Raw genomic sequence first — 23,816 nt, forward strand, 5'->3', positions numbered from 1 at the left:
AGTGATATGATGAACGGCAATTCCGGCAATGATAACGATCAATCCGCCCCGCTTGGTGCGGACCTGCTGCTAGACAGCCTGTACGATGCCGGAGCGCGGATCTGTTTCGCCAATCCGGGCACCACCGAACTCAGCCTGGTCAGCGCACTGGCGCGGGACGGGCGGATGCGCTGCGTCCTCAGCCTGTTCGAAGGCGTATGCACCGGCGCTGCCGATGGCTACGCCCGCGTCTCCGGCGAAGTGCCGCTTACGCTGCTGCACCTTGGCCCCGGTTTCGCCAATGGCATCGCCAATTTGCACAACGCCCGCCGCGCAGGCTCTCGCATCGTCAATTTGATCGGCGATCATGCCACCTGGCACCTGGAATATGATGCGCCGCTGACGTCGGACATTCATTCGCTGGCGAGCCCCGTCTCGCGCGAGGTTATCTATCTCGACAAGCCGGATGCGATCGCTGACGGTGTGACCAATGCATTTGCCGCCACCAATATCGCAGAAGGCGGCGCGGCAACCATCATCTTCCCCACCGATGTGGTGGATGCGCCTGCGCCTGCCGATGCGACGGCCTTGGCGCAGGTTCCGTACAGCCCCGCGCCAGTAGCGGATGCCAAGATTGAGTCTTCAGCCAAGGCGCTGGACGAGGGCGGGGATGTCGTGGTTCTGCTTGGCGGAAACGCCTTGGGCGAAGCTGGCGTCCGCGCTGGCGGAAGGCTGGCCGCCGCACTGGGCGGCCGCTTGCTGATGGAACCATACCCCGCGATTGTAACGCTGGGCGGCGATCTGCCAAAGGTAGAGCGCCAGGCCTATTTCCCTGACGACGTGATCGCGCAGATGGGCGAATCCCGCGTGGTGCTGGCCGGTGCCCGCATGCCGATCAGCTATTTTGGCTATGAAGGCTGGCCCAGCCAGCTGGTGCCGGAAGATCGTCTGGTGCGACTGGCAGAGCCTGGCGACGATGCCGTGGCGGCTCTGGAAGCGCTGGCAGATCACTTCGATGCCAAGGCTGCTACTGCGCCAGTTGCTGCCGAAGACGTGAACTCTCCCCCGGCAGACAAGGACGTCTCCGCCGCCTCGATCGTTGAGGAATTGCTGGTTCAGCTGCCTGAAGATTCGATCATCTCGCTGGAAGGCTCCACCATGGGCGGGCCTTGGCTGCGCAATGCGCATCGCGCGCCGAAGCACCGCGTCATCACCAACACCGGCGGTGCAATCGGGCAGGGCCTGCCCTGCGCCGTTGGCGCCGCATTGGCGCAGCCCGATGCGCGCATCGTCTCGCTGCAGTCGGATGGCAGCGCTCAGTACACGCTGCAATCGCTGTGGACGATGGCGCGAGAGGGGCTGAAGGTCACCATCATCATCGCGGCAAACCACCGCTACGCCATCCTGCAGACAGAGCTGAACCGCGCAGGCGTCCCGCTGGATGACAAGGTCGTCGCCAACCTTACCAAGCTGGATCATCCCCGGGTGGACTGGGTATCGCTGGCGCAGGGTTATGGCGTTGAGGCGACTTATGCCCGCACCAATGGCGAACTGGCAGAAGCCATGCGCCGCGGCCTTTCGCTGGATGGCCCGATGCTGATCCAGGCCGAACTTCCGTGAGTGCACAACAGCGCCTCGCAATCCTGACCGGCGGCAGCGGCGGCCTGGTTCCCGGCATTGCAGAAGTGCTGGCACACGCCGGCTTCGCCATAGTTTTGACCGCGCGGCGAGAGCAGCCCCTTAATGACGCTGCCGAACGTCTTGCTGCGCGGGTGGATACGCCCGTGGTTGCAATCCCTTCCGATGCCACCGATCCGGCATCCGCTGCCGCATTGGTGCAGCAAGTGACGGACCGTTTCGGCCGGGTCGATGTGCTGGTAAACGCGGCGGCCAGTTCAACGCCAATCGGCGGCGCGATCGAGAGTGTTGAAGTCGATGCATTAATCGCGGATGCGAATGTGAAGGTGGGCGGATATCTGCGCTATACGCAGGCTGTCGTCCAGGCGATGAAGAAGAATGGCGGGGGCCACATCATCAATATCGGCGGGTTGACCGGACGATCGAGTGACACGCTGAGCGGCCTTCGCAATGCAGCCGTCTCTCACATGACAAAGGTTCTGTCCGATCAGCTGGCAGCGGACAATATCACCGTGAATGCCGTGCATCCGGGCATCGTTCTCACCCCGCATCTGGAAGAACTTTTCGCCGATTTGGCGCAAGATCGCGGCGTGTCCATCGATGTGATCGAAAGCGAATTCCTGGCTGATATTCCAACCGGGAAATTTCTCTCCGTCGCCCAGGTGGGACGAATGGTGGCTTTTCTAGCGGAAGCGCAGGACAGCGCCATCACCGGTCAGTCGCTCACCGTGGATGGCGGATATTCTCGCGGTATTTTTCTCTGAACGGAGTCGATGGACATGCAGAATGGAATCGGATCACCACGCGTAAAATACCCCCTTTCGATGCGTATTCTGCACTGGATCAGGGCAGTCATCATCCTGGGGCTGATCTGGTCGGGCTGGTATATGACCGAACTGCCCGAAACCACGCCAATGGAAACCTTCGATCTGTTCTATCCCAATCACAAGCAGTTCGGCGTGCTCGTGTGGTTGCTGGCGCTGGTTCATCTCACGATCCGATACCGCAATCGCCGCATTCTGCCGCAGACGCCGAGTGGCCTGCATGGGTGGGAGAAAGCCCTGTCACACGCGGTGCATTATTCGATCATCGCGCTGACGTTGCTGGTGCCGCTGCTGGGCTATGGCATGTCCTCCACCTTTACGCAGAGCGACGGCGTGCCGTTCTTCTTCTTCGGCGAAGTTCCGGAGATCCTGCCCAAGAACGATAACGTCTACGAAGTTTTCGACATGCTGCACAAATACAGCGCCTACGTTCTGCTTGGGCTGATCGTCCTGCATGTTGCAGGCGCGCTGAAGCATCGCTGGCAGGACAGTGGCGGCGAAACCGACGTGCTGCCCCGCATGCTTTAACCTGTCTTTCAGACCGGCATTATCTTTCAGGAGTTCACCCGATGCCCGATCAGGCACTAGAAATGCTTTGCCCAGACCATCTCGATGCCGATGGCATGACGGTCACCAATCCCGCAGACGGCTCCACCGTCGCCACGATCCGCGGTTTCGATACCGATGCGCTGACGCAGATTATCGAGCGGGCCGACGCCGCGCGGCACGAATGGGCCGCGCGCACTGCGAAGGAACGCAGCGACATCCTGCGCAGATGGTATGACCTGATCTGCGAAAATACAGAGGCGCTGGCACGGCTGATGACGCTGGAAAGCGGGAAGCCGCTGGACGAGGCGCGCGGCGAGGTGAAATACGGCGCATCCTTCATCGAGTGGTTCTCTGAAGAAGCGCGCCGTGCCTATGGCGAGGTGATCCCGCCGCACGCCGCCGGGAAGCGCATTGTCACGCTGCGCCAGCCCGTGGGCACCTGCGCCGCGATCACGCCGTGGAATTTCCCCATGGCGATGATTACACGCAAGGCCGGACCGGCGCTGGCCGCTGGCTGTTCGATCATCGTGAAGCCTGCTGCCATGACGCCGCTTTCCGCGCTGGCGCTGGAAAAGCTGGCGCGTGAGGCGTGCATTCCTGAGGACCTGTTCAGGGTCACACCTGCTATCAAATCCTCCGCTGCGGGCGATCTGTTCTGCACCCACCCCGCCGTGCGCAAGATCAGCTTCACCGGATCGACCGAGGTCGGCAAGGTCATCATGGAAAAGGCTGCCGGGCAGGTGAAACGCCTCAGCCTGGAACTGGGCGGGAATGCGCCGTTCATCGTGTTTGATGATGCCGATATCGACAAGGCCATCGAAGGCGCTCTTGCATCCCGCTTCCGCAACGCCGGGCAGACCTGCGTCTGCGCCAACCGATTCCTGGTGCAGGATGGCATCCATGATGAATTCGTAAAGCGCCTGTCGGATCGTGTGTCCGCGATGAAGGTGGATGATGGCTTGCGCAATCCATCGGGTATGGGGCCGCTGATCAGTGACAAGGACGCCAGCCGTGTTGCAGATCTGGTTGCCGCTGCCGAGGCGCAGGGCGCAGTGCGCAGCGGAACGGCGCCCAGCGTTCCCGAAGGCAACGCCTTCCACGCGCCCGTCGTGCTGAAAGATGTGACCACGAAGATGGACATCGCGCATGAGGAAATTTTCGGCCCCGTCGCGCCGGTGCTGCGCTTTTCCAGCGAGTCTGATGCACTGCGTATCGCGAATGATACGCCGTATGGCCTTGCCGCCTATGTCTTCACATCGGACGCCGCGCGCCAGTGGCGCATGATGGAAGGCCTGGAATATGGGATGGTCGGCGTGAACGATGGCCTGATCTCGACCGAGGTCGCACCGTTCGGCGGCGTGAAGGAATCCGGCTTCGGCCGCGAGGGCTCCAGCCACGGCCTCTCCGAATACATGAATATCAAATACTGCCTGATCGGCGCCTTGGCCGAAAAGGAATAACAGCCAAAACCCGCGTTAAAACGGCGGGTTAGTGCGCCTTCTGCTGGGGCTATCGCGATTTCGCGGGTGATTTCGGCTGCGAAAACGGACTTTGAATTCCCGTGCGTGGCCGAAATTACAAGCTATCGAAGCACAAGGGCAATTTGCCTCCGGCCGGTCCGTGTCATCTTACGCTTTAAGAACAAAGCTTGATGGATTGCAGCACAAACGCGCTGCACCATCGGGGTCGATCGCCACCTCCCTAACGGGGTGAAATGCTATCGGTTCCGCGATGGTGCCAGCCAATGCAATCGCTCAGGATTCCGTCTTGGAGATCGCTATTGACCGGTCCGATGCAGGCCCAGAATTTTTACGTCAAGGTACACCGCTACCTTGGCCTGTGCCTTGCATTTTTTCTCATTATCATCGCCGGTACAGGCAGCATAATCGCCTTCTATGACGATTTCGAGAATACCTTCAACGCGCGCATGCGCATCGTGGAACCGCAGGCGCAGGGCTGGACGCTGGACGATGCGCTGCGCATCCGGCAGCAGCTGGAAGAGGAAGATCCGCGCTCGCACGTCTTCTCCCTGCAATTCCCGCAAAAGGCGGACCAGTCCCTGTTCTCTCGTGTCATGCCGGCCATCGATCCGGCAAGCGGCGAACCTTATGTCATCGATTATGACGAGGTTTTCGCCAACCCCTACACCGGGGAACGCCTTGGCCAGCGGATCATCGGCACGCCTACGCTGAACCCGGAAGGCCTGTTCTCCTTCCTGTATTACCTACACTACGCGCTGATCTTCCCGCTTGGCATCGGCATTCTGTTGATCGGGACGCTGGGATTGTTCTGGGCCGCGGAAAGCGCGATCGGCCTTTATCTTTCGCTGCCAGCAAAGGTTCGGCCCAGCAAAAGCGGGCGCAAGCCCCGCCCGTTCCTGAAGCGGTGGTCCACATCGTGGAAGATCAGCCGCGGGGCCAATTCCACTCGCCAGATCCTGGATCTGCACCGCGCCTCCGGCCTCTGGCTCTGGCCGCTGCTAATGATCTTCGCGATCACCGGTTTCGCCCTGAACCTTGGCGGGCCTTACGCCGATGTGATCAGCAAATTTGCCGATTACGAACATTTCCAGGAACGCCCACCGGTAGAGCCGCTCGAACAGCCGCTGATCGATCCGCCCGTCGACTGGTTCCAGGCGGCAACCCTGGGACAGCGATACTTCGCCCAGCAGGCGGAGACGGAAGGCTTCACTCTCGGCAAGCCGGCAGCGCTGGAATATCGGCGCGATCTGGGCCTGTATTTCTTCTCCATGCACACCTCGCGCGATGTGCTGGATGGGCAGGGCAACCCCACCGAAACCAATTCCCCCGCCACCACCGCAACTCTTGCAATCGACGCACGCGACGGGCGTTTCATGGGGCTGCAGCTGCCCACGGGGCAACGCGCGGGCAACACCGTCACCAGCTGGCTGATCGCACTGCACGTTACCGCAATAGGCGGGCGGCCCTGGCAGATCGCTGTCTCCATCTTCGGGCTGGCGGTGGTGACGATATCGGCCACCGGCCTGCTGCTGTGGTGGCGCCGCAGAGGCACCCGGCGTGCCGCCAAGCCTGCCGTCCGCAAGCAGGCAAAACCCGCCACGCCCATCAACGCCGCAAAAACGGGATGATTGCCCGCGATTGCACACAGACGAATTTCAATTTTTTCCACGGGAGGTTAAAATGAATACCAAGAAGACAAGACTGACACGAATATCCGCATTGCCACTTTCGGGATGCGTCGCGCTTTGCCTGGCCGGTTTGCCCGGCACGGCACTGGCTCAGGATCAGAGCCAGGACCAGAACGAGGTAAACCAGAACTCCAACGAGATCATCGTGACGGCGCAGAAGCGGGAGGAGCGTTTGAGGGACGTTCCTGTTCCGGTGACGGCAGTTGGCGGCGCTGATCTGCTTGCTACGAATCAGACGAAGGCGCAGGATTTCTTTTCCAGCGTGCCCGGCGTCAATCTGCAGTTCCAGAACAACCGCGCGCAGCTGGCCATTCGCGGCATCACAACCAGCCCTGTAACCGGCAACCCGGTGGTCGGTTTCGTGATCGACGATGTACCCTATGGCTCCTCCACGGGTCAGGGCGGCCTGTTCGGCGCTGCCCCTGACATCGATCCGTCGGAATTGGCCCGCGTGGAAGTGCTGCGCGGTCCGCAGGGCACGCTGTACGGTGCCAGCAGCATCGGCGGCCTGGTGAAGTATGTCACCATCCAGCCCAAGCTTGGCATTCTTGAAGGCTCTGTCGGCGGCGGCGTGCAGCTGGTGCGCGGCGGCGGCCAGACCCTTGGTTACAGCGCGCGGGGCGCGATCAACGTGCCGCTGGGCGATGATTTCGCCATCCGCGCCAGCGCGTTCACCCGTGAAGAGCCCGGCTATATCGACAATGTCCGCACCGGTGAGGATGACATCAATTCGTCCCGCGTGACGGGCGGCAGGCTTTCGGCATTGTGGGAACCGAGCGATTCCTTCGCCCTGACGCTGGGCGCGATGTACCAGGTTCGCGATATCTACGGATCGTCCAACGTGGATGCGCGCACCGGCTCTTTCTACGAGCAGACCGATCAGCTTGGTTCGGGCCGCAGCCAGTCCGAAATTCAGATGTACCGTGCCCAGATCGAAGCCGATCTTGGCGCTGTGGATCTCACTTCGATCACGGCGTTCTCACGCTCCACCAATTACGACAATCAGGACTTCACGGCATCGCCGCTGACGGTATTCCTGTTCCCGGCGATTTTCCCGCCCACGATACCGGAATTCGGCAACGTCCTGTTGCAGACCTATGATGTCGACAAGATCTCTCATGAAACGCGTTTTGCGGGTTCGATCGGTGACATGTTCGACTGGATCGTGGGCGGTTTCTACACCCACGAAAAAGGCAATTACACGATCGACACTTTCGCCATCAATCCTCTGGATGGCGATGTGTATGGAGTGCCCGTGGTATGGCGTGATGACATCAAGTACCAGGAATACGCCGCATTCGCGAATGTGACTGCTCAGCTTACCGATCGTTTCGATATTCAGTTCGGCGGGCGTTACAGCCGCAATGACCAGGAAATGACCCACCGCGAGTGGTTCCAGGGCCTGCCCTATCCGGCAGATCCGTTCTATTCCACCACCAACCCGGAAGCGAGCGGCGAAGCCTTCACCTACCAGATCGCTCCGCGTTTCAAGCCGACGCCCGATCACATGATCTATGGCCGACTGGCTACGGGCTATCGCCCCGGCGGGCCGAACGCAGGTTGTAACGACGATCCGGTTGAGCCGGTGCCTTGCGAGTTCAAGCCCGATAAGACGGTGAACTATGAACTGGGTGCCAAGGGCGAATTGCTGGATGGCGTGATGTCCTATGACGTTTCGCTGTTCCACATCGACTGGACGGACATCCAGATCACGCAGGTATCCTCGCTGGGCACGTTCACCTTCAACAGCAATGCGGGCATGGCGCGCAGCCGCGGCTTCGAACTCGCGCTGGAAGTCAGGCCCACGGACGGGCTGACGCTGGCCGGTTGGTATGCCTTCGTCGATGCCACGCTGCAGGAAGGCTTTGCATCAGAGGCGCTGTTTGCAGAGGAAGGCGATCGTCTGCCGTTTTCCAGCAGGCATTCGGGCCGTTTCTCGGTTGATTACGAAACGCCGATTGCAGCGGGTGATGCCTTCGCCATGTTCGGCGCATCGGCAACCTATGTGGGTGAGCGTAAGGGCGAGTTCGTGCCGTTCCCGGCTGCGGCCCCTCTGCGCGCATCTTATCCCGGCTACGTGCAGTTCGACGCCCACGCCGGGCTCGATTTCGACAATTGGAACGTCAACCTGTTCGTTCAGAACCTGACGAACAAGCACGGCGTGATCGGCGGCGGTTTCTACAACCAGAGCACGTTTAACGAGAACTGGTTCAACTACACCCAGCCGCGCACGGTGGGGATCAACGTCGCTTACGACTTCTGATCCGGCAAAAATAATGGGCCGGCACCTGTTCGCGGACAGGTGCCGGCCCTCGCAGGGGGAAGCCCGCGGCGAAGAAATTCGCTGCGGGCTTTTTCCGTTTTGTCAGAGTCAGTTGGCCTCGTGAATATCGTCCGGCCAGCTGGGGGAAATGCCAGCGGGTTCCGACATGTACTTCTCATGGCAGGAGCTGCACACGTTATACAGCGTTCCGCCGATCTCCAGCACCTTGGCAGGATCCTTCGCATTGGCGGCGGCCTCGGCCTGTCCGGCCACTTCTACCAGCCCTTGCGAATAGGCCATCCAGTCAGAGCCGTGGCCCTCGGCATATTGCGGCTGCTGCAATTGCTCACCATAGGAGGCCAGCTGGCGGGCAGCCTCGGCAGTGCGTTCCCACTCGGCATCGTTCTGCGGCGTGACCTCGCGCGATCCGTTCTCGTCGCTGATGTACTGCACCGCGTTCCAATATGTTTCGGAGGTGGGCTGCACCTGCTCCACCATCATCAGTCGCACGGCGTCTCCGCCCGCTTCCTCGCCCTGCGAACCGCATCCGCTGATCGCCAGAGCGGCGCCGACAAGAACAATTGCTTTCACACGCATATCATCACCCCACTGATTGGCACCGCACACCGATGTGCCGACTGCCTCTCCGAGCATCTTAGCGGGCGCGGGTGACGTGCTGAATATGATGGGGGTTAGGAACGCGTTGCAACGGGGGTTACAGGCGCCGTTTTTGGCGGCGACCATGCGATGTGACACAACTTTGCGGGGTACAGTGCAAAGGTTGCTCCATGCGTTTGAATTGCGCGGCAACTCCTCGCGTCAGAGGCATCGCTCGCACCGCTACATAGCGCTTCAGGACAAGTGCGCACGCATCCAGGTCCGCTTCCTGCGAAACCCTGCCCAAACGTATCCGTTTCGAACCGTTTCAAAACGTAGATCGTGTTGTCGGCACCCCCGCGGGCGTTCAGAAATTGCGCCTTAGCCGGTCGCATATTCAGTTCGAATCGGCAGTCAAAATGGATTGAGGGGATAACCGGAATGTCCATCGCTACATTCGCTGACGGGCTCTACGCCACGTCTTTTTCGACCGCGCTCCGTGAAACGACGTGGATCATCCCGGATTTGCAGGCCGTGCACATTCTGGCGATCTCCGTCGTGATCGGCTCTGCCTTGATAACGGAGCTGCGATTTGCCGGCATACTGGCCACCGATCGGCCTGCGCCCGATGTCTTGCGCCGTTACCTGCCGTGGATGCGCGCTGCTTTGTGGGTGCTGCTGGCCACCGGCATCCTGCTGGTGATTGCAGAGCCGCAGCGGACATTGGGCAACGTGGTTTTCTGGCTGAAGATGGTTCTGGTGGCCGGGGCCAGCCTGGTCACGATCCAGGCCCGGAAAGGCCTGCTGCGCTCCAGCGCCGGGACGAACGAGGCTGCCGCGCATGAAACCTCCCGCGGATTGGCTTTTATCATGCTGCTTGTCTGGTGCGCAGTGATCTTCTGCGGACGGTTCATCGCCTACACGTAAGGCATCGACCGTCCCCTAGCGCCACTCCTGTCCAGCTATTTGGAAGAAACCGCCATGACACTCGAAACAACACTTCAGCAGATTAATGATCTGCCGCTTTCCGCAGCCATTCGCGAGAACATCAATGCCTTTCCGATGCTGGAATCGCTGCACGTTCTGGCCGTCGCCATCGTATTCGGCACGATCCTGGTGGTGGACCTTCGCCTGTTCGGCATCGCCTCGCACCGCAGCAGCGCACAGCGCCTGTCGGCAGAACTGCTGCCCTACACTTGGGGCGCTTTCGTTCTGGCCGTGATCACCGGCGTGCTGATGTTCATCACCAACCCCATTTCCTATGCCAACAACACCGAATTCCTGATCAAGCTGATCCTGATCGCGGTGGCCGGGCTGAACATGGTGTGGTTCCATTCCACCACCTATCGCCGGATTGCCGAATGGGATGAGGATATGCCGCCGCCGACTGCCGCGCGTATCGCCGGCGCGGTATCGTTCGTGCTGTGGACGGCCGTGATCTTCCTGGGCCGCTGGATCGGCTTCACGCTGGAGTTCTTCTTCTTCTAGGAAGTTGCCGTCATGGCAAAATGGGGCGGGGGTTACTCCCCGTCCTTCAAATGCGGGAACCGCCCCGGAGAGACGCCGGTCCATTCCTTGAACGCCCTGGAAAAGGCCGCAGTGTCGGAATAGCCAAGCTGGTCCGCAGCGACCGCCAGCGACATTCCCGGCTTGCCCAAAATGATCTGCGCCCGTTCCTTCCGCGCTTCCTGCAGCAAGGTGCGAAAGGATGTGCCTTCCTCCGTCAGCCGCCGCCGCAGGGATCGCTCCGACAGCCGAAGTTCGGCGGCAACCGATGCGCAATCCACATGCGTTCTGCCCAGCCAGCGGGCGATGATATCGCGGGTGAGCGAGACGAAGCTCTCACTCGGCGCCGATTCCGGCCCCATCAGATCCAGCAGATGCCATTCCAGGATCGTGCGCAGCTTCGTATCTTCCGAAGGCACCGCGCTGGCAAATGGCATGTCCAGCGCCTCGTTCCGGATCACAAGACCGTTGACCGGTTGATTGCCGAGGACAGGTGCGCGGAAATACTGCGAAAGCCGCTCTTCGCGCCCCTCGATCGAATGTTCGAAATGCACTTCGTCTGGCGCCCATTTCGAAGATGTCAGCTCTCGCAAAAGCGTGACGTAACCGCCGATGGCAAATTCTGAATCCTGCAGGCGTGGCCACACCCGCTCATCATTGATGCGATAGCAATAGGTTGTCGTCTCCTCGCTGCGAACGCTTTCGAATATGGTTCGCGTCTGCAGCCGTGACTGGAACATGATTAGATATTGCAGCGCGCCGCGCAAATGGCCCGATGCGCGCAGCAAAGCATAGAACGGCCCCATGTTCGCCAGGCCGAACGCCGATCCCATCTCCAGACCGAGATAGGGCCGATCGAACTTCTCCGCGGCGCTTTCCACCAGTGCAACATAGCGGTGCAGCGGTACGAATTCATAAGGCGTGTCCAGCTGGGAACGGAACATTCCGTGTTCGCGCAGCAATGGATCGATCTGTTTGCCAACGTCCGACAGGGCATCGAAAAACGCCGTGAGAAAGAGCAGGCGGATCATGCCCAAATTGCCCTTGTCGGAACGGTCCTGGCTCTCTTCGTCCATCAATACTTCCATTTCACGCGCATGCTATTGGCCGATTATGCAAGGGGTCAATCCCTACCTGCAATTTACAGTAAGCCCCCCAAAAGCCGAAACCCGCTGACCTACCCACGCATCGCGATGCGATATCCAAAGCACGATAATTGCTGGATCGACAAGGGTTTGAGAGGTGTACGTTGAGTAACTCGGAATTCAATTTGCAGCCGTCGCAGAATGGCTACGATGATTCTGCCGTGTCTGCAAATGACAAAGGCGCTGGTGCCGCCTTGCCGGATCTTCCCAAGATCGATTTTCTGTACCTGTCGGAACCCGACATGGTGCGTGCCGGCGTTACCGACATGCCCAGCTGCATCGATGCGATCGAGGAAATGTTCGGCCTGCTGCATGCCGGTGACTACCGCATGGCTGGCGGCAACAACAATTCCCACGGCGCGATCATCATGTTCCCGGATGATTCCCCGTTTCCGGACATGCCGAAGAACACCACGGACAGGCGCTTTATGGCGATGCCGGCCTATCTTGGCGGCTCGTTCCGCACGGCCGGGATGAAATGGTACGGATCGAATGTCGCCAATCGCGAGAAGGGTTTGCCGCGCTCGATCCTCACCTTCATGCTCAACGATGCCGATACGGGCGCACCGCTTGCGTTGATGTCGGCAAACCTGCTGTCCGCCTATCGCACCGGCGCCGTGCCCGGCGTGGGCGCGCGGCATCTGGCGCGCAAGGATTCCCGCGTTGTGGGCATTACCGGTCCGGGGGTGATGGCGCGCACGTCGCTTTCTGCCTTCATGGATGCATGCCCGCAGATCGATACCGTGAAGGTTAAGGGGCGCGGCCAGGCCAATCTGGATGCTTTCACCAGCTGGGTGAAGGAAACCTACCCGCAGATCAGCGTGCGCCAGGTGGACACTGACGAAGAGATTGTCCGCGATTCCGACATCGCCACCTTCTGCGCGTCGGTCCCCACGGGCGACCCGTCCATCTACCCCACCGTGCGCCGCGAATGGGTGCGGCCCGGCACGTTTCTTTCCATGCCAGCACCATGCAATATCGATGATGGCATGAATGGCAGCGACGTTCGCAAGGTTCTGGATTTCACCGGCCTTTACGAGGCCTATCTGGAAGAGCTGCCCGCACCACGGCACATCCACATTCCGGCCGTTGGCGTGAAGTATTTCGACCTTATCGAAGAAGGCAAGCTAGCGCGCGACGCGCTGGAAGACCTCAGCGCCATCGTCGCCGGTGCCACGCCTGGCCGCCGGAATGATGACGAGATCATCATCCTGTCGATCGGCGGCATGGCGGTGGAAGATGTGGCCTGGGGCACGATGGTATACCGAAACGCCGTTGCCAAGGGCATCGGCACCAATCTCAATCTCTGGGAACAGCCAGTGCTGAAATAGCCTGCGCCTGGTCCTTCCCTCATCTCAAGAAAAGCGAGTTTCCATGACAAAAGTCATCAAGGTCAAGACCGGTAACAAGTTCGAGGAGCACGGCTCCTATTCCCGCCTGGTAGCGGTTGACGACATGATCTACGTGTCCAACACCGCCGGTCGCAATCCGCGCACCAAGGAATTTTCGGAAGACCTGGCTGAGCAGACCAATCAGGTGCTGGACAATATCTCCACCGCGCTGGCCTCTGTCGATGCCGTGCTGGAAGATGTGGTATCGGCGCGCGTCTATGTGCAGTTTCCAGAGAATATCGACGTGATCATGGAAGCCTATGGCAAGCGTATGCGTGGCATCAATCCCGTCCTCACCATGACATGCCCGCCGCTCGGCTCCGCCCAGTACAAGGTGGAGATCGACGTCACCGCCATTCGCGGTGTGTCGAAGGCGGACGTGGAAGAGCGCCTGATCACGCTCTGATCGCCGCCAGATCCGCCACGGCCACCCACCTTCTCCAGCAAGAGAGTTTGTCCCATCGCCCCCCAAATAGATCCTGTTTCCACGTCGAACACCTTCCCGAGTGAGACCAAGGTCGTCATCATCGGCGGGGGTATCGTCGGTCTGTCCACGGCGCTGTGCCTGGCAGAACGCGGCATTCCGGTCGTCGTGCTGGAGAAGGGGCGGATCGCCGGGGAACAGTCTTCGCGGAACCTCGGGTGGGTGCGCAAGGTCATGCGTCCGCCGGTGGACCTGCCGATGGCGCAGGCGGCAGATCGCCTATGGGCCGCAATGCCTGAGCGGGTGGGGGACGATTGCGGCTTTCGTACCTCTGGCATTGCCTATGTTTCCCGCACCGAACAGGAACAGGAGGTTTACGAAGGCTGGCTGAATACGGTGGAGGGATCGGGCGTCGATTCCCGCCTGCTAACCCCTGCGCAAATCGCAGATCTGGCACCCGGCAGCACGGGCGAATGGGTCGGCGGTATTATCACCCCGTCGGATGGCCGCGCGGAGCCGACCAAGGCATCCAGCGCAATCGCCAAGGCAGCCATGGCCAAGGGGGCCATCATCGTGGAAAATTGCGCCGTGCGTACGCTCGACATGACGGCAGGCGCCGTCAGCGGCGTGGTGACCGAGCATGGCGCGATCGCGTGTGAGCAGGTGGTGCTGGCAGGCGGCGTATGGTCGCGCCGCTTCCTCGCCAATCACGGCGTGCAACTGCTCACCCTGCCGCTGGTTGCAGCGGTTTTGCGTACCGATCCCATGGAGGGGCCGACCAATTGTGCGGTGGGCGGCGCCGATTTCTCTTTCCGTAAAAGGCTGGATGGCGGGTATACGATCACGCAGCGCGGCGCGCTGTTCGCCCCGCTTACGCTGGATCACCTGCTGATCGGCCTGGATTACCTGCCAACCCTGATCGCGCAATGGCGCAACCTAAGGGTTTCGCTGGGGCGCGAATTCGTGGCCGATTTCAAACTGCCGCGCCGGTGGAAGGCCGATGAGACATCGCCGTTTGAAATGGTGCGGACGATGGACCCGCCGGTGAACGAGGGGCTGAACCAGGAAGCCATGCGCAACCTGATCGCGGCCTGGCCGGAATTCCAGCAGGCGAAAATCGCGCAGCAATGGGGCGGCATGATCGATGTGACGCCCGATTCCATGCCGGTTATCAGCCCAGTCGATGCGCTGCCAAATCTGATGCTGGCAACAGGGTTTTCAGGCCATGGCTTTGGCACCGGGCCTGCCGCTGGCGCTCTGGTGGCTGACATGCTGACAGGCGACACACCGATCATCGATCCGGAGCCTTACCGGCTGGGTCGGTTCTGAAGGTTTCGGCGTCACGCTGGGCCCACACCGCCCCGCCATTGCTCGCCATCCTGTTGTGGGGCGGCAATGCCATCATCGCCAAGGCGTCCGCCACGATCATCGCGCCGGCAGAGCTGAACTTTGCACGCTGGCTGCTGGCGGCGCTGCTGCTTGCGCCATTTGCCGCCCTGCAGATCATGCGCAACCGTGCCGCGCTGGTGCGGCAATTGCCACGCCTGTGCGTGCTGGGGCTGTTCGGCAGCGCGCTGTTCCCCTTCCTGATGTATGTTGCCGCAGGATACACCACGGCCACCAAGGTCGGTATTATTCAAACGCTGATGCCGCTCATCGCCATCGGCCTTTCCGCTGCGTTCTTCCGCGGGGCGATAGGGCGGGGCGTGCTGGCGGGGGCTGCCCTGTCCATGGCAGGCGTGATTGTGGTCATCACCAATGGTCAGCCGGGTATGTTGCTGATGCAATCGCCCAATCGGGGTGACCTGATAATGCTGGCGGCCACTGCGTGTTTCGCCCTTTACAGCGTGCTGCTGGCGCGGTGGCGCGGGCCGATACCCATGGCCGCATCCATGTTCGTGCAGGCGTGCACGGCGGTGGCGGCGATGGTGCCAATCATGCTGCTGACCGAGGCGAAAGATCTGGAACCCGCTGCCGTTCCGCTGATCGCCTATGCAGGGGTGCTCGGCTCCGTCGCGGCGCCGCTGTTGTGGATGCAGGGGGTGGCGCTGATCGGCTCTTCACGCGCATCGCTGCTGTTCAACCTGCTGCCGCTGGTGACGGCGGGCCTTGCTGTCGTGCTGCTGGGAGAGCCACTGAGCGCGCCGCTGATCATCGGCGCCATGCTGCTGCTGGCGGGCGTTGTAATGGCCGAACAGGCGGCGAAGAAGCTTCCCACCCATTCGGCCAATAATTGATCAGCCGAAGGCGTCCGCGCTTTCCAGCCGCATGCAAACGGCCTTCGGCTCGGTAAAGGCGTTGATCGCCTCGGTCCCGAACTCGCGGCCAAGGCCGGACATCTTGTTGCCACCGAAGGGCATCGAGAGATCGAGGATGTTGTGCGTGTTGAGCCAGACCGTGCCGGCATCGATCCGCTCCGCCAGGATATGCGCGCGATCGAGGTTGTTGGTCCAGATACTGGCCGCCAGCCCATATTCCGACTGGTTGGCCAGCGATACGAAATCGGCAGGATCCTCCACGCGCATGGCGCAGACGACGGGGCCGAAGATTTCTTCCCGCATCACGGTCATATCCGATGTGACATCGGCCAGAACGGTGGGGCGGTAGTACCAGCCATCGCCCGATCCGCTTTGGCCGCCAGCCATCGCCGTGGCACCCTCTGCCACACCAGCATCCACCAGGCTGCGAACGCGATCCTGCTGGCGTGCAGAGATCAGCGGGCCGATCTGGGTGGAGGGATCGAAGGGTGAACCCATCTGCATTTCATCGGCGATGCGGCTGACGCCTTCCATTACCTTGTCGTAAATCGGTGCTTCTACCAGCAGCCGCGAACCGGCGGTGCAGATCTGCCCGGAATTGGAGAAGATCGCTGCCGCCGCGCCGGGAATGGCACGCTCCAGATCGGCGTCCGCCAGGATGATGGTGGGCGATTTGCCGCCCAGTTCCAGCGTCACGCGTTTCATGGTGCGAGCCGACGCTTCGAGAATGCGCTGACCCGTGGCGGTGGAGCCGGTGAAGGCGATCTTGCGCACCAGCGGGTGGTCCACCAGGGCGGCACCGGCATCTGTGCCAAGCCCGGTCACGATGTTTACCGCGCCTGCGGGAAAGCCTGCCTCCGCGATCAATTCACCCAGCCGCAGCGTGGTGAGGGAGGATTCTTCCGAAGGCTTCAGCACCACCGTGCAGCCAAAGGCAATCGCCGGGGCCAGCTTCTGAATGGCCTGGCCGATGGGGAAATTCCACGGCGTGATCCCGCCGATAACGCCCACGGGCCGCCGCTCTGTATAGGCGCGGTAAAGCGCGTCTTCCGGCACCAGCGGATTGTGGGTGACGTATTCGCCGTTGATCTTGGACGCCCAGCCCGCAAAGTAGCGCAGGCCGTCAATCGTGAACTGCAGGTCGATGGCCTGCGTCACGGCCAGCAGCTTACCACTGTCCAGCGCTTCCAGCGCGGCCAGCTCGTCGCGGTGCTTCTCCACCAGCAAGGCAAGGTTTTCCAGCAACCGCCCGCGATCCAGCGGACGCATCCGGCGCCATTCACGGCTTTCGAAACAGGCATGCGCGGCCTTTACCGCGCGATCGACATCGGCCGCATTGCAGGCGGGAAAGGCCATGATGCTTTTGCCGGTTGCCGGATCGATAGCGTCGATGGTCTTGGTGGAGCCTGAAGGTTCAACCAACTTCCCGTCGATCAGCAGGCGGCCGCTGGGGAGTTTGGCAGATGATGCAGCGCGAGAATGATCTGGCGCGGCCGTTTGTTCTTGGGTCGTCATGACTAGCTCCTGGAGGGGGCCGCACTTGCGGAAGACTGGGGCGCTGAACCATCGGCTGGGGTGGCCACGTCGCCTTCCACGTGGGTGGAGCCCACGCTGGCGTGAATGTCGGGCCGGTACTTGCGCAGGTAAATGCCGTGCAGCAGGCCCATGGTGATCAGCACCAGGAACAGCAGCGGCAGGCTGTTTACGATAACTAGATCCGTGCCGGTCAGTGCGGAATAATTGTCGAGCGAAAGATAGGTGATCACCGCGATGATCAGGCCACCGGTAAGCGGGGCCACGGTCTTGCCGAAGGAATATTCACCACGCCGGGCGAAGAACAGCGGGATCGACAGCGATGTTGCCGCGATCAGGATTTCCAGCCCCACCGCGCCCATGGAAGACAGGCTGGTCGTCAGGCTGAGCAGGGGATCGAGCCCGGCAATCGCGAACGCGCCGATCACCACGGTCAGCACCACCGTAAGCAGCAGGCATGCCACATAGGGAGAACCGTGACGCGGGTGAATGCGGCCCAGTTGTTGAGGGATCAGGCCATCGCGCGACAGGGCGTAGATGTAGCGGGCGATGTTGTTGAAGAAACCGATTGCGGCGGCAAACAGGCTGGTAACGGTCAGCAGGCTGAAGGCCTCCCGGCCAATGCGGCCCAGATATTCTGCGGCAATGCTGGTGACCAGGCCACCCGGATCGGCAGCGGCGACTTCCTTGATCTTCTCCGGGCTGACCGCCAGCACGAGGCACCAGGATGACAGCACGTAGAACGTGCCGAGGATCAGCACGGCCCCATATGTGGCGCGCGGGATATTGCGCCGCGGATTGCGCGCTTCTTCCTGATAGATTGCCGAAGCTTCAAAGCCGATGCAGCCGTTGATTGCGTAGATCAGCGCAATGCCAAGGCCCGGCGCAAAAATCGTGGTGGGCATGAAGCTGGAGAAATCCAGCCCGTCCAGACCGACATGATACAGGATCATGATGTCGATCAGCAGGATCAGACCGACTTCCAGCAGCAACGCAATGGCGAGGACTTTGGCTGCCAGGCTGATCTTGTGATAGCCAAGCCAGGTAACCGCAGCGATCGTGATGGCCGCCCAGATTTCCCACCGTGTCGCCAGTCCGAAAGCCGACTGGAACAGATCGGCCGCAAAATACGCCATGGCCCCGATGACGGAGGCCGCGGCGCAGATATAGGCGGTAACCGCGACATAGGCGGCGGCAATCCCGGCCTCCTTGTTCAGGCTTAGCGCGATGTAGGCATAGAAAGCGCCAGCGTTGCGCACATGCGGTATCATCCGCACGTAACCCATGGCGAACAGCATCATGACGCCGCAGACCAGCAATTGCGTGCCGGGCATGCCAGCGCCATTGCCGAAGGCGAGTGCCAGGGGAATAATTCCGGCCAGCACCCCCATCGGGGCCGCGCAGGCCAGGATCATGAAAATGATGTCGCCCGCGCCAAGGGACCCGCTCAGGGAGCCGGTGCCTTCTGCCTGTCTCATGCCGTCATCGCTCATGATTTCGCTGTCCTCCCACCGCTTTGCGCGGTTGCAATTATGCCCATGATCAATGGCAATTCGACCGCGCAGGGGTATTGCCCTCGGGCCGCGTTAGAATGCTTTTTCGGCCAAGGCCGATGATTACGTCCACTGGTGCCACAGGCATGATCGCCTGCAGAACGCCGTTACTCGCCGTTGGCAGGGGCCAGCGCGATCACCCGCAGCGGGCTGCCGGAGCCGCCCTTGATCTTCAGCGGTGTGGCCACGATGACGGATCCGAACACCGGCAACTGATCCAGATTGGTCAGGCACTGCAGGCCATACCGGCCATTGCCGTGCAGGATGGAGTGGGCAGGCAGCGGCTCATCGAAAGAGCTTGCCTGCCCTGCATCGGTGCCCACGGTTTCCACGCCCAGACCGATGCAGTCACGCTCCTGCACCAGAAAGCGCATCGCGTCGGCATCGGGGCCGGGCGAATGCGCGCCATCATCCTTCAGGTTGAGATATTCCAGCGTGCCGACCTTTTTCGACCAGTTGGAGCGGAGCAGGATCCAGTGCTTTTCCGGGATCTGGCCATTGGCTTTCTCCCAGTTTTCCAGAAAGGCGCGGGTGACGATGAAATCTTCGTCCTGCGCAGATTCATCGGCGATATCGATCACCACGGCGGGATGGATGAAATCACGCGGGGGAATGGCATCGACCGTGCCGTTGGGAACGTCGCGGCCTGTGATCCAGTGCGCCGGGGCATCGAAATGCGTGCCGGTATGCTCGTTCATGGAAATATTGTTCCAGTACCAGGCGGGGCCATTGCCATCGTATCGCGACACGGTTTCCATGCGGAATGGCTCACACTGGCCGAATTCTGACGGCAGTACGATCACTGGAAAATCGGTGGAGAGGATATTGGTCAGGTCCACCACGCGAAGATCGCCGCTGGCGATCTCGCCGATGAGGCCGCTGAGCGCGGTGTTTGATGATTGGTCGGTCATAGGTTTTTCTCCCGGGCATAGAGCATCGGATCGTCCAGCCAGCGCGCCATCGCATCGCTGGCCACGTCGCCGACGCAGCTTTGTTCGCGCCCCTGCTGCAGCGCATCCACGATGGTTGCGGCGATGCGGGCGGGGGCAACTTTGGGTGGAGGCATCGTCTGATGGTCCTCGTCATCCACCGGTCCCACGAACACGGAGAGGACGCGTACGCCGCTGCTACGCATTTCGTGGCGGAAGGACTGGAGCAGAGAGAGGCGCGCAGCTTCCGCGGCGGAAAGGGCGGACTGGTCTGCCGCGCCAGACAAGGCCTGGCTGGAAATGATATCCACGAATGCGCCGTGCGGCCGCCCGGCCAGCATCGGCGCGCAGGCCCCCGCCAGCCGCGCCATGCCGATGGCGGAAATCTCGAACGCGCGGCGCATTTCGACGGGGTTCGATCCAATGCTGACCCCGCCTGCACGGACATGGCGCGCCGTGTTGATAACCAGGTCGAGCGGCCCGGCAATCTTGCTCAACGCCTCGGCCAGACTGACCTGATCGACGATGTCGAGCGGCATGCTCTGCACATTGTCCAACTGCAGGGCGGCCAGCTGGGTATCGGACTGGCGACCGGGGGCCTGAATGCCGGCAATAATCAATCCCGCGCCAGCCTTGTGCAATGCGGTGACCACGGCCTGCCCGATGGCGCTGCGCGCATCGGTAACCAGCACCGTCTTGCCTTTCAGCGGCACAGTGAATTCGCGGAACTGCGGGTCTGCCATGTCGAAATCTCCATTGGGCGGCACGGCGAACAAGGCCGCATTTCCGCCGCGATCCAGCATCAGACGGATTTCCGCCCGATCATGCGTGGCAAGATCGCGGTGCAGGTGAGCCAGGGCTACAGGGCCTGCATCCAGCGCCACCTTCCCCATGCGCCAGGGCAGGTGATCGCGGAAATACAGATCGGTGGATACGCGGATCGTCGTCTCGCTCAGCACCAGCGCACCGGCGGGAACATCCTGCCATGTCAGTTCACCCCAGCACACTGGGCACGCATCGCGCGGCGGATAGGTTATCTCTCCGCAATCGCAGCATTTCTGCAGCACAAAGCGGCCCTGCGCCGCGCGCGCCGACATGGCGTGCATCGCCCGGCTTCGTGCAGGGGGCGAGAGGTGCCGCGCCTTCTTGCGCGCTATCGGATCGCGGGTTTCGCGGTTGCGCCAGTCGCTCATGCCAATGCCTTCAACGCGGCGGCGCCTGTGCACACGCCGCGATCATAATTTACCAGGCCGAAGCCGGAGACGACCGAGATAGTCGCATCGGGCACCTGATCGCCCAGCGGTTGCCGGATGATCTGCCGCATTCCCTCGGTCACATTCTGGAAACCGCCCGCTGCGCCCGCCTGCCCGGCAGATAGCTGTCCGCCATTGGTGTTCAGCGGCAGGTCGCCATTTAAGTCGAAACTGTTGTTCTGGATGAACTCGGCAACCTTGCCCTTCTCGCAAAAGCCGAGATCTTCCAGTTGCATGGCCACGATGACGGGATAATCGTCATAGACCTGCAGGGTATCGACATCGCCGGGCGCGATGCCCGCCGCGTTCCAGAAGGTATCGATATCCATGGCCCAGCCGCCGCGCAGCTGCACGGGGTCTTCGGGAAAGGCATTGTGCCGTTCGATCGTGGCCATGATCGTGGCCGCCTGCAAACCGCGCTCTGCGGCAATTTCCGGCGTGGTGACGATGAACGCCTCCGCCCCGGCGCAGGGCATCACGCAATCGAACAGGTGAACGGGATCGGCGATGGGGCGCGCGCCCAGATAGGCTTCCAGCGTCAGCGGCTTTCGCTGCAGGGCCAGCGGGTTGGACATGGCATTGGCGCGCTGCGCCACGCACAGCTTGCCGAAATCTTCCCGGCTGACGCCAAACTCGCGCATGTAGCTGTCAGTGATCAGCGCAAAGGTCGCATTGGGTCCGCCAAAGCCATAGGGATAGACGGCATCCTGCGAAAAGCGGGAGAAGGTGGAGAGACTGTGGCGGAAGCTGTCGATCTGATTGGTGTCAGCCGCCACGCAAACCACCAGTTCGGCATCGCCGCATTGCACGGCGCGGGCGGCGCGGCGCATGGCCATCACGCCGCTGGCCCCGCCTGTGGGCAGGTGATCCAGCCAGCGCGGCGTCAGGCCAAGGTGCTGCGTCATGCCAACGGCGGAATCGGGGACGGAGGAAAAGCTGGAGAAGCAGAAGCCATCGATATCGGCTGACGTAACGCCAGTGTCGCGCGATAGCTGTTTCAGCGCCTTGCCCGCCCACCAATGCGCGCTTTCGGAAGAGAAGCGGACATAGGGCACTGTGGTTGGCGCGCAGACCACCACGCCATCATAAGGGGCGGGTGCCCGGCTCATACGCTCCGCTTCTTCAATGCGCGGGTATCGTGCAATTGACCGGCCTCCAGATATTTGACAGCCATATCCTTCAATGCAGCGCGCAGGATCTTTTCAGTAGGCGTGCGCGGCAGTTCTTCCACGAAGCCGATCCAGCCCGGCACCTTGTAATAGGCCATCTGCTCCAGCCCCCACTGTGCAATCTGCGTGGCCGTGTCGCCATCGCCAGATGCGCCTTCCTCGGTCACGATTAGGGCGGCAACCTCGTCCCCGCGCACGGCATCGGCAACTGCCGCCACCGCAACCTGATCGATAGCCGGATGCTTGGCCAGGATCGATTCCACCTCGACCGCAGAGATATTCTCGCCCGAACGGCGGATCACGTTCTTCTTGCGATCGACGAAGCGCAGATCGCCATCGGCATCGCTGGACACGATATCGCCGGTGTGGAACCAGCCGCCTTCCCATGCCTCCGCCGTTGCCTCCGGATTTTTCAGATATTCGCGGAAGAAGCCGTAGCGCGGATTGTCGCCAGCGCGGCGCACCAGCAATTCTCCCGGTGCATCGCCCTCCACGTCGTTTCCATTGTCATCGACGATGCGGATTTCCACCGCGTCGGTTGGGTGGCCGAAGCAGGCGGTGCCAACCTTGCGCGGCTCCTCATGGGCGCTGATCACGCCGCCGCTGCCGGTTTCGGTCATCGCCCATGCCTCGATCAGTGGGAAGCCGAAACGCTCCTCGAACGGTGCGTGCAGCTTTGCCGGTGAGCCTGCGCCGAAACCGAAGCGAACATTGTGTTCGCGGTCTTTCGGGCTGGGCCTGGCGGTCATCAGCATGGCCGGCATCACGCCCAGGTAATGCAGGCAGGTGGCCTTGCTATCACGCACGGAATCCCACCAGGTGGAGGGGTGGAACCGATCCAGCACCGTCAGGCAGCCGCCCACGGTGATCATCGCCATGACGGATACCGCCAGCGCATTCATGTGGAACAATGGCAACGGGGTGAGCATCCGCTCCTCCCCCATGCGCAGCGAGATCAGCCCGCCGACATCGCGATACCAATCGCCCGAATGGAGGAAATATTCATTGCTGAGGACACAGCCCTTGGGCCGCCCCGTCGTGCCGGAGGTATAGAGCAGCGCAGCTTCGCGCTGGCTGTCTTCGCCCGAAAGCGTGCCACCGCGGCGCAGCAGGGGCCGAACGGGATCGTTCGGCCTGATTGGCGCGGTGGAGCTGCCCACTGCCTTTGCGGCCTCTGCAACTTCCTCGTGCCTTTCGGCGACGACGAAGGCCGCCGCCATTTCGGAATGCTCGATCAGATATTCCAGCTCGCTACTGCGCAGGTCCGGATTGATGGGCACGATGGAGGCACCCAGGCTGTTTGCGGCAAGGAATATCTCGATGAAATCGGGGCGGTTCTGCAGCAACAGGCCGATACGCGTGCCCTGGCCATATCCGGCCGCTGCCAGCGATTCCTTGCGCGCCCGCACGCGCTTCAGCATTTCGGCATAGGTGATCTCACCCGCCGGAATGCCGTAAATGCCCGCCGTTTCGGGAAGTACATTGAGGAATGGCTTGTCAGCCCAGCGTTCAGCCGTGGCCTTGAAGCGCCCGAAAATCGTCGCTTGTTCCAATGATGGTTCCTGTTCGCCAGCCCGATCAGGGGCGCATTATAACAATATGTATCTGCATATGTTTAGGCATATACATATCCGTG

Annotated in this window: 20 protein-coding genes; 12 read left to right on the top strand and 8 right to left on the bottom strand. The window is 61.4% G+C overall.

Annotation, left to right across the window (positions count from 1 at the left end):
* The first annotated feature begins 6 nt into the window (after positions 1–6).
* The 6 genes from GRF63_RS02935 to GRF63_RS02960 all read left to right on the top strand — a co-directional run bounded on the left by GRF63_RS02935 (position 7) and on the right by GRF63_RS02960 (position 8,422).
* Positions 7–1,599 carry an acetolactate synthase large subunit gene (locus tag GRF63_RS02935; protein WP_237392262.1) on the top strand — a complete coding sequence of 531 codons (1,593 nt, stop codon included), beginning with the start codon at positions 7–9 and terminating at the stop codon, positions 1,597–1,599.
* Entirely contained in the window at positions 1,596–2,381 is a 786-nt protein-coding gene (locus tag GRF63_RS02940; RefSeq protein WP_160484484.1) for an SDR family oxidoreductase, read from the top strand. Before GRF63_RS02935 ends, GRF63_RS02940 begins: the two co-directional genes overlap by 4 nt.
* A 15-nt stretch (positions 2,382–2,396) precedes the next feature.
* Positions 2,397–2,969: a cytochrome b gene (locus GRF63_RS02945; RefSeq protein ID WP_202131551.1), complete on the top strand. Its 573-nt coding sequence runs from the start codon at positions 2,397–2,399 to the stop codon at positions 2,967–2,969.
* Between the two features lie 41 nt (positions 2,970–3,010).
* The gene (locus GRF63_RS02950) at positions 3,011–4,450 is read left to right on the top strand and encodes an NAD-dependent succinate-semialdehyde dehydrogenase (protein ID WP_160484486.1); all 1,440 of its coding nucleotides are present in this window, start codon (positions 3,011–3,013) and stop codon (positions 4,448–4,450) included.
* A 332-nt stretch (positions 4,451–4,782) separates the two neighbouring features.
* The gene (locus tag GRF63_RS02955) at positions 4,783–6,099 is read left to right on the top strand and encodes a PepSY-associated TM helix domain-containing protein (protein WP_160484487.1); all 1,317 of its coding nucleotides are present in this window, start codon (positions 4,783–4,785) and stop codon (positions 6,097–6,099) included.
* Between the two features lie 52 nt (positions 6,100–6,151).
* A complete protein-coding gene (locus tag GRF63_RS02960) occupies positions 6,152–8,422 on the top strand; it encodes a TonB-dependent receptor (RefSeq protein WP_160484488.1) in 2,271 nt (756 codons plus the stop codon).
* A 108-nt stretch (positions 8,423–8,530) separates the two neighbouring features.
* Here GRF63_RS02960 and GRF63_RS02965 read toward each other — a convergent pair whose 3' ends face one another.
* A complete protein-coding gene (locus tag GRF63_RS02965) occupies positions 8,531–9,019 on the bottom strand; it encodes a hypothetical protein (protein WP_160484489.1) in 489 nt (162 codons plus the stop codon).
* 441 nt (positions 9,020–9,460) lie between these two features.
* Here GRF63_RS02965 and GRF63_RS02970 point away from each other — a divergent pair, with 441 nt between their 5' ends.
* Positions 9,461–9,946 (top strand): DUF6644 family protein, encoded by a 486-nt coding sequence (locus GRF63_RS02970; RefSeq protein WP_160484490.1) that lies wholly within the window; start codon positions 9,461–9,463, stop codon positions 9,944–9,946.
* A 54-nt stretch (positions 9,947–10,000) separates the two neighbouring features.
* Positions 10,001–10,507, top strand: coding sequence for a DUF6644 family protein (locus GRF63_RS02975; protein WP_160484491.1), 507 nt, complete (start codon positions 10,001–10,003; stop codon positions 10,505–10,507).
* Positions 10,508–10,539: 32 nt separating this feature from the next.
* On the opposite strand, the gene GRF63_RS02980 is transcribed toward GRF63_RS02975, so the two are convergent.
* Entirely contained in the window at positions 10,540–11,601 is a 1,062-nt protein-coding gene (locus GRF63_RS02980; RefSeq protein WP_237392263.1) for an AraC family transcriptional regulator, read from the bottom strand.
* Between the two features lie 230 nt (positions 11,602–11,831).
* Here GRF63_RS02980 and GRF63_RS02985 point away from each other — a divergent pair, with 230 nt between their 5' ends.
* From GRF63_RS02985 to GRF63_RS03000, 4 genes are all read left to right on the top strand, one after another.
* Positions 11,832–13,001 carry an ornithine cyclodeaminase family protein gene (locus GRF63_RS02985; protein ID WP_337189600.1) on the top strand — a complete coding sequence of 390 codons (1,170 nt, stop codon included), beginning with the start codon at positions 11,832–11,834 and terminating at the stop codon, positions 12,999–13,001.
* A 43-nt stretch (positions 13,002–13,044) separates the two neighbouring features.
* A complete protein-coding gene (locus tag GRF63_RS02990) occupies positions 13,045–13,467 on the top strand; it encodes a Rid family hydrolase (RefSeq protein ID WP_160484493.1) in 423 nt (140 codons plus the stop codon).
* Positions 13,468–13,533: 66 nt separating this feature from the next.
* Entirely contained in the window at positions 13,534–14,814 is a 1,281-nt protein-coding gene (locus tag GRF63_RS02995; RefSeq protein WP_337189631.1) for an NAD(P)/FAD-dependent oxidoreductase, read from the top strand.
* A gap of 38 nt (positions 14,815–14,852) precedes the next feature.
* Positions 14,853–15,722, top strand: a complete 870-nt coding sequence (locus GRF63_RS03000) for a DMT family transporter (RefSeq protein WP_160484494.1) — start codon at positions 14,853–14,855, stop codon at positions 15,720–15,722.
* Here GRF63_RS03000 and GRF63_RS03005 read toward each other — a convergent pair whose 3' ends face one another.
* The 6 genes from GRF63_RS03005 to GRF63_RS03030 all read right to left on the bottom strand — a co-directional run bounded on the left by GRF63_RS03005 (position 15,723) and on the right by GRF63_RS03030 (position 23,733).
* Complete coding sequence (locus tag GRF63_RS03005) at positions 15,723–17,258, bottom strand: aldehyde dehydrogenase family protein (protein WP_160484495.1); 1,536 nt, start codon at positions 17,256–17,258, stop codon at positions 15,723–15,725.
* Between the two features lie 2 nt (positions 17,259–17,260).
* Positions 17,261–18,769 (bottom strand): APC family permease, encoded by a 1,509-nt coding sequence (locus GRF63_RS03010; protein ID WP_160484496.1) that lies wholly within the window; start codon positions 18,767–18,769, stop codon positions 17,261–17,263.
* Positions 18,770–18,936: 167 nt separating this feature from the next.
* On the bottom strand, positions 18,937–19,740 hold the full coding sequence (locus GRF63_RS03015; protein WP_160484497.1) for a cyclase family protein: 804 nt from the start codon (positions 19,738–19,740) through the stop codon (positions 18,937–18,939).
* The gene (locus GRF63_RS03020) at positions 19,737–20,951 is read right to left on the bottom strand and encodes an SDR family NAD(P)-dependent oxidoreductase (protein WP_160484498.1); all 1,215 of its coding nucleotides are present in this window, start codon (positions 20,949–20,951) and stop codon (positions 19,737–19,739) included. Before GRF63_RS03020 ends, GRF63_RS03015 begins: the two co-directional genes overlap by 4 nt.
* The gene (locus GRF63_RS03025; RefSeq protein WP_160484499.1) at positions 20,948–22,120 is read right to left on the bottom strand and encodes a thiolase family protein; all 1,173 of its coding nucleotides are present in this window, start codon (positions 22,118–22,120) and stop codon (positions 20,948–20,950) included. Before GRF63_RS03025 ends, GRF63_RS03020 begins: the two co-directional genes overlap by 4 nt.
* Complete coding sequence (locus tag GRF63_RS03030; protein WP_160484500.1) at positions 22,117–23,733, bottom strand: AMP-binding protein; 1,617 nt, start codon at positions 23,731–23,733, stop codon at positions 22,117–22,119. The genes GRF63_RS03025 and GRF63_RS03030 overlap by 4 nt, the downstream gene beginning before the upstream one ends.
* Between the last annotated feature and the right edge of the window lie 83 nt (positions 23,734–23,816).

Source organism: Aurantiacibacter rhizosphaerae (assembly GCF_009807005.1).
Classification (GTDB): domain Bacteria; phylum Pseudomonadota; class Alphaproteobacteria; order Sphingomonadales; family Sphingomonadaceae; genus Alteraurantiacibacter; species Alteraurantiacibacter rhizosphaerae.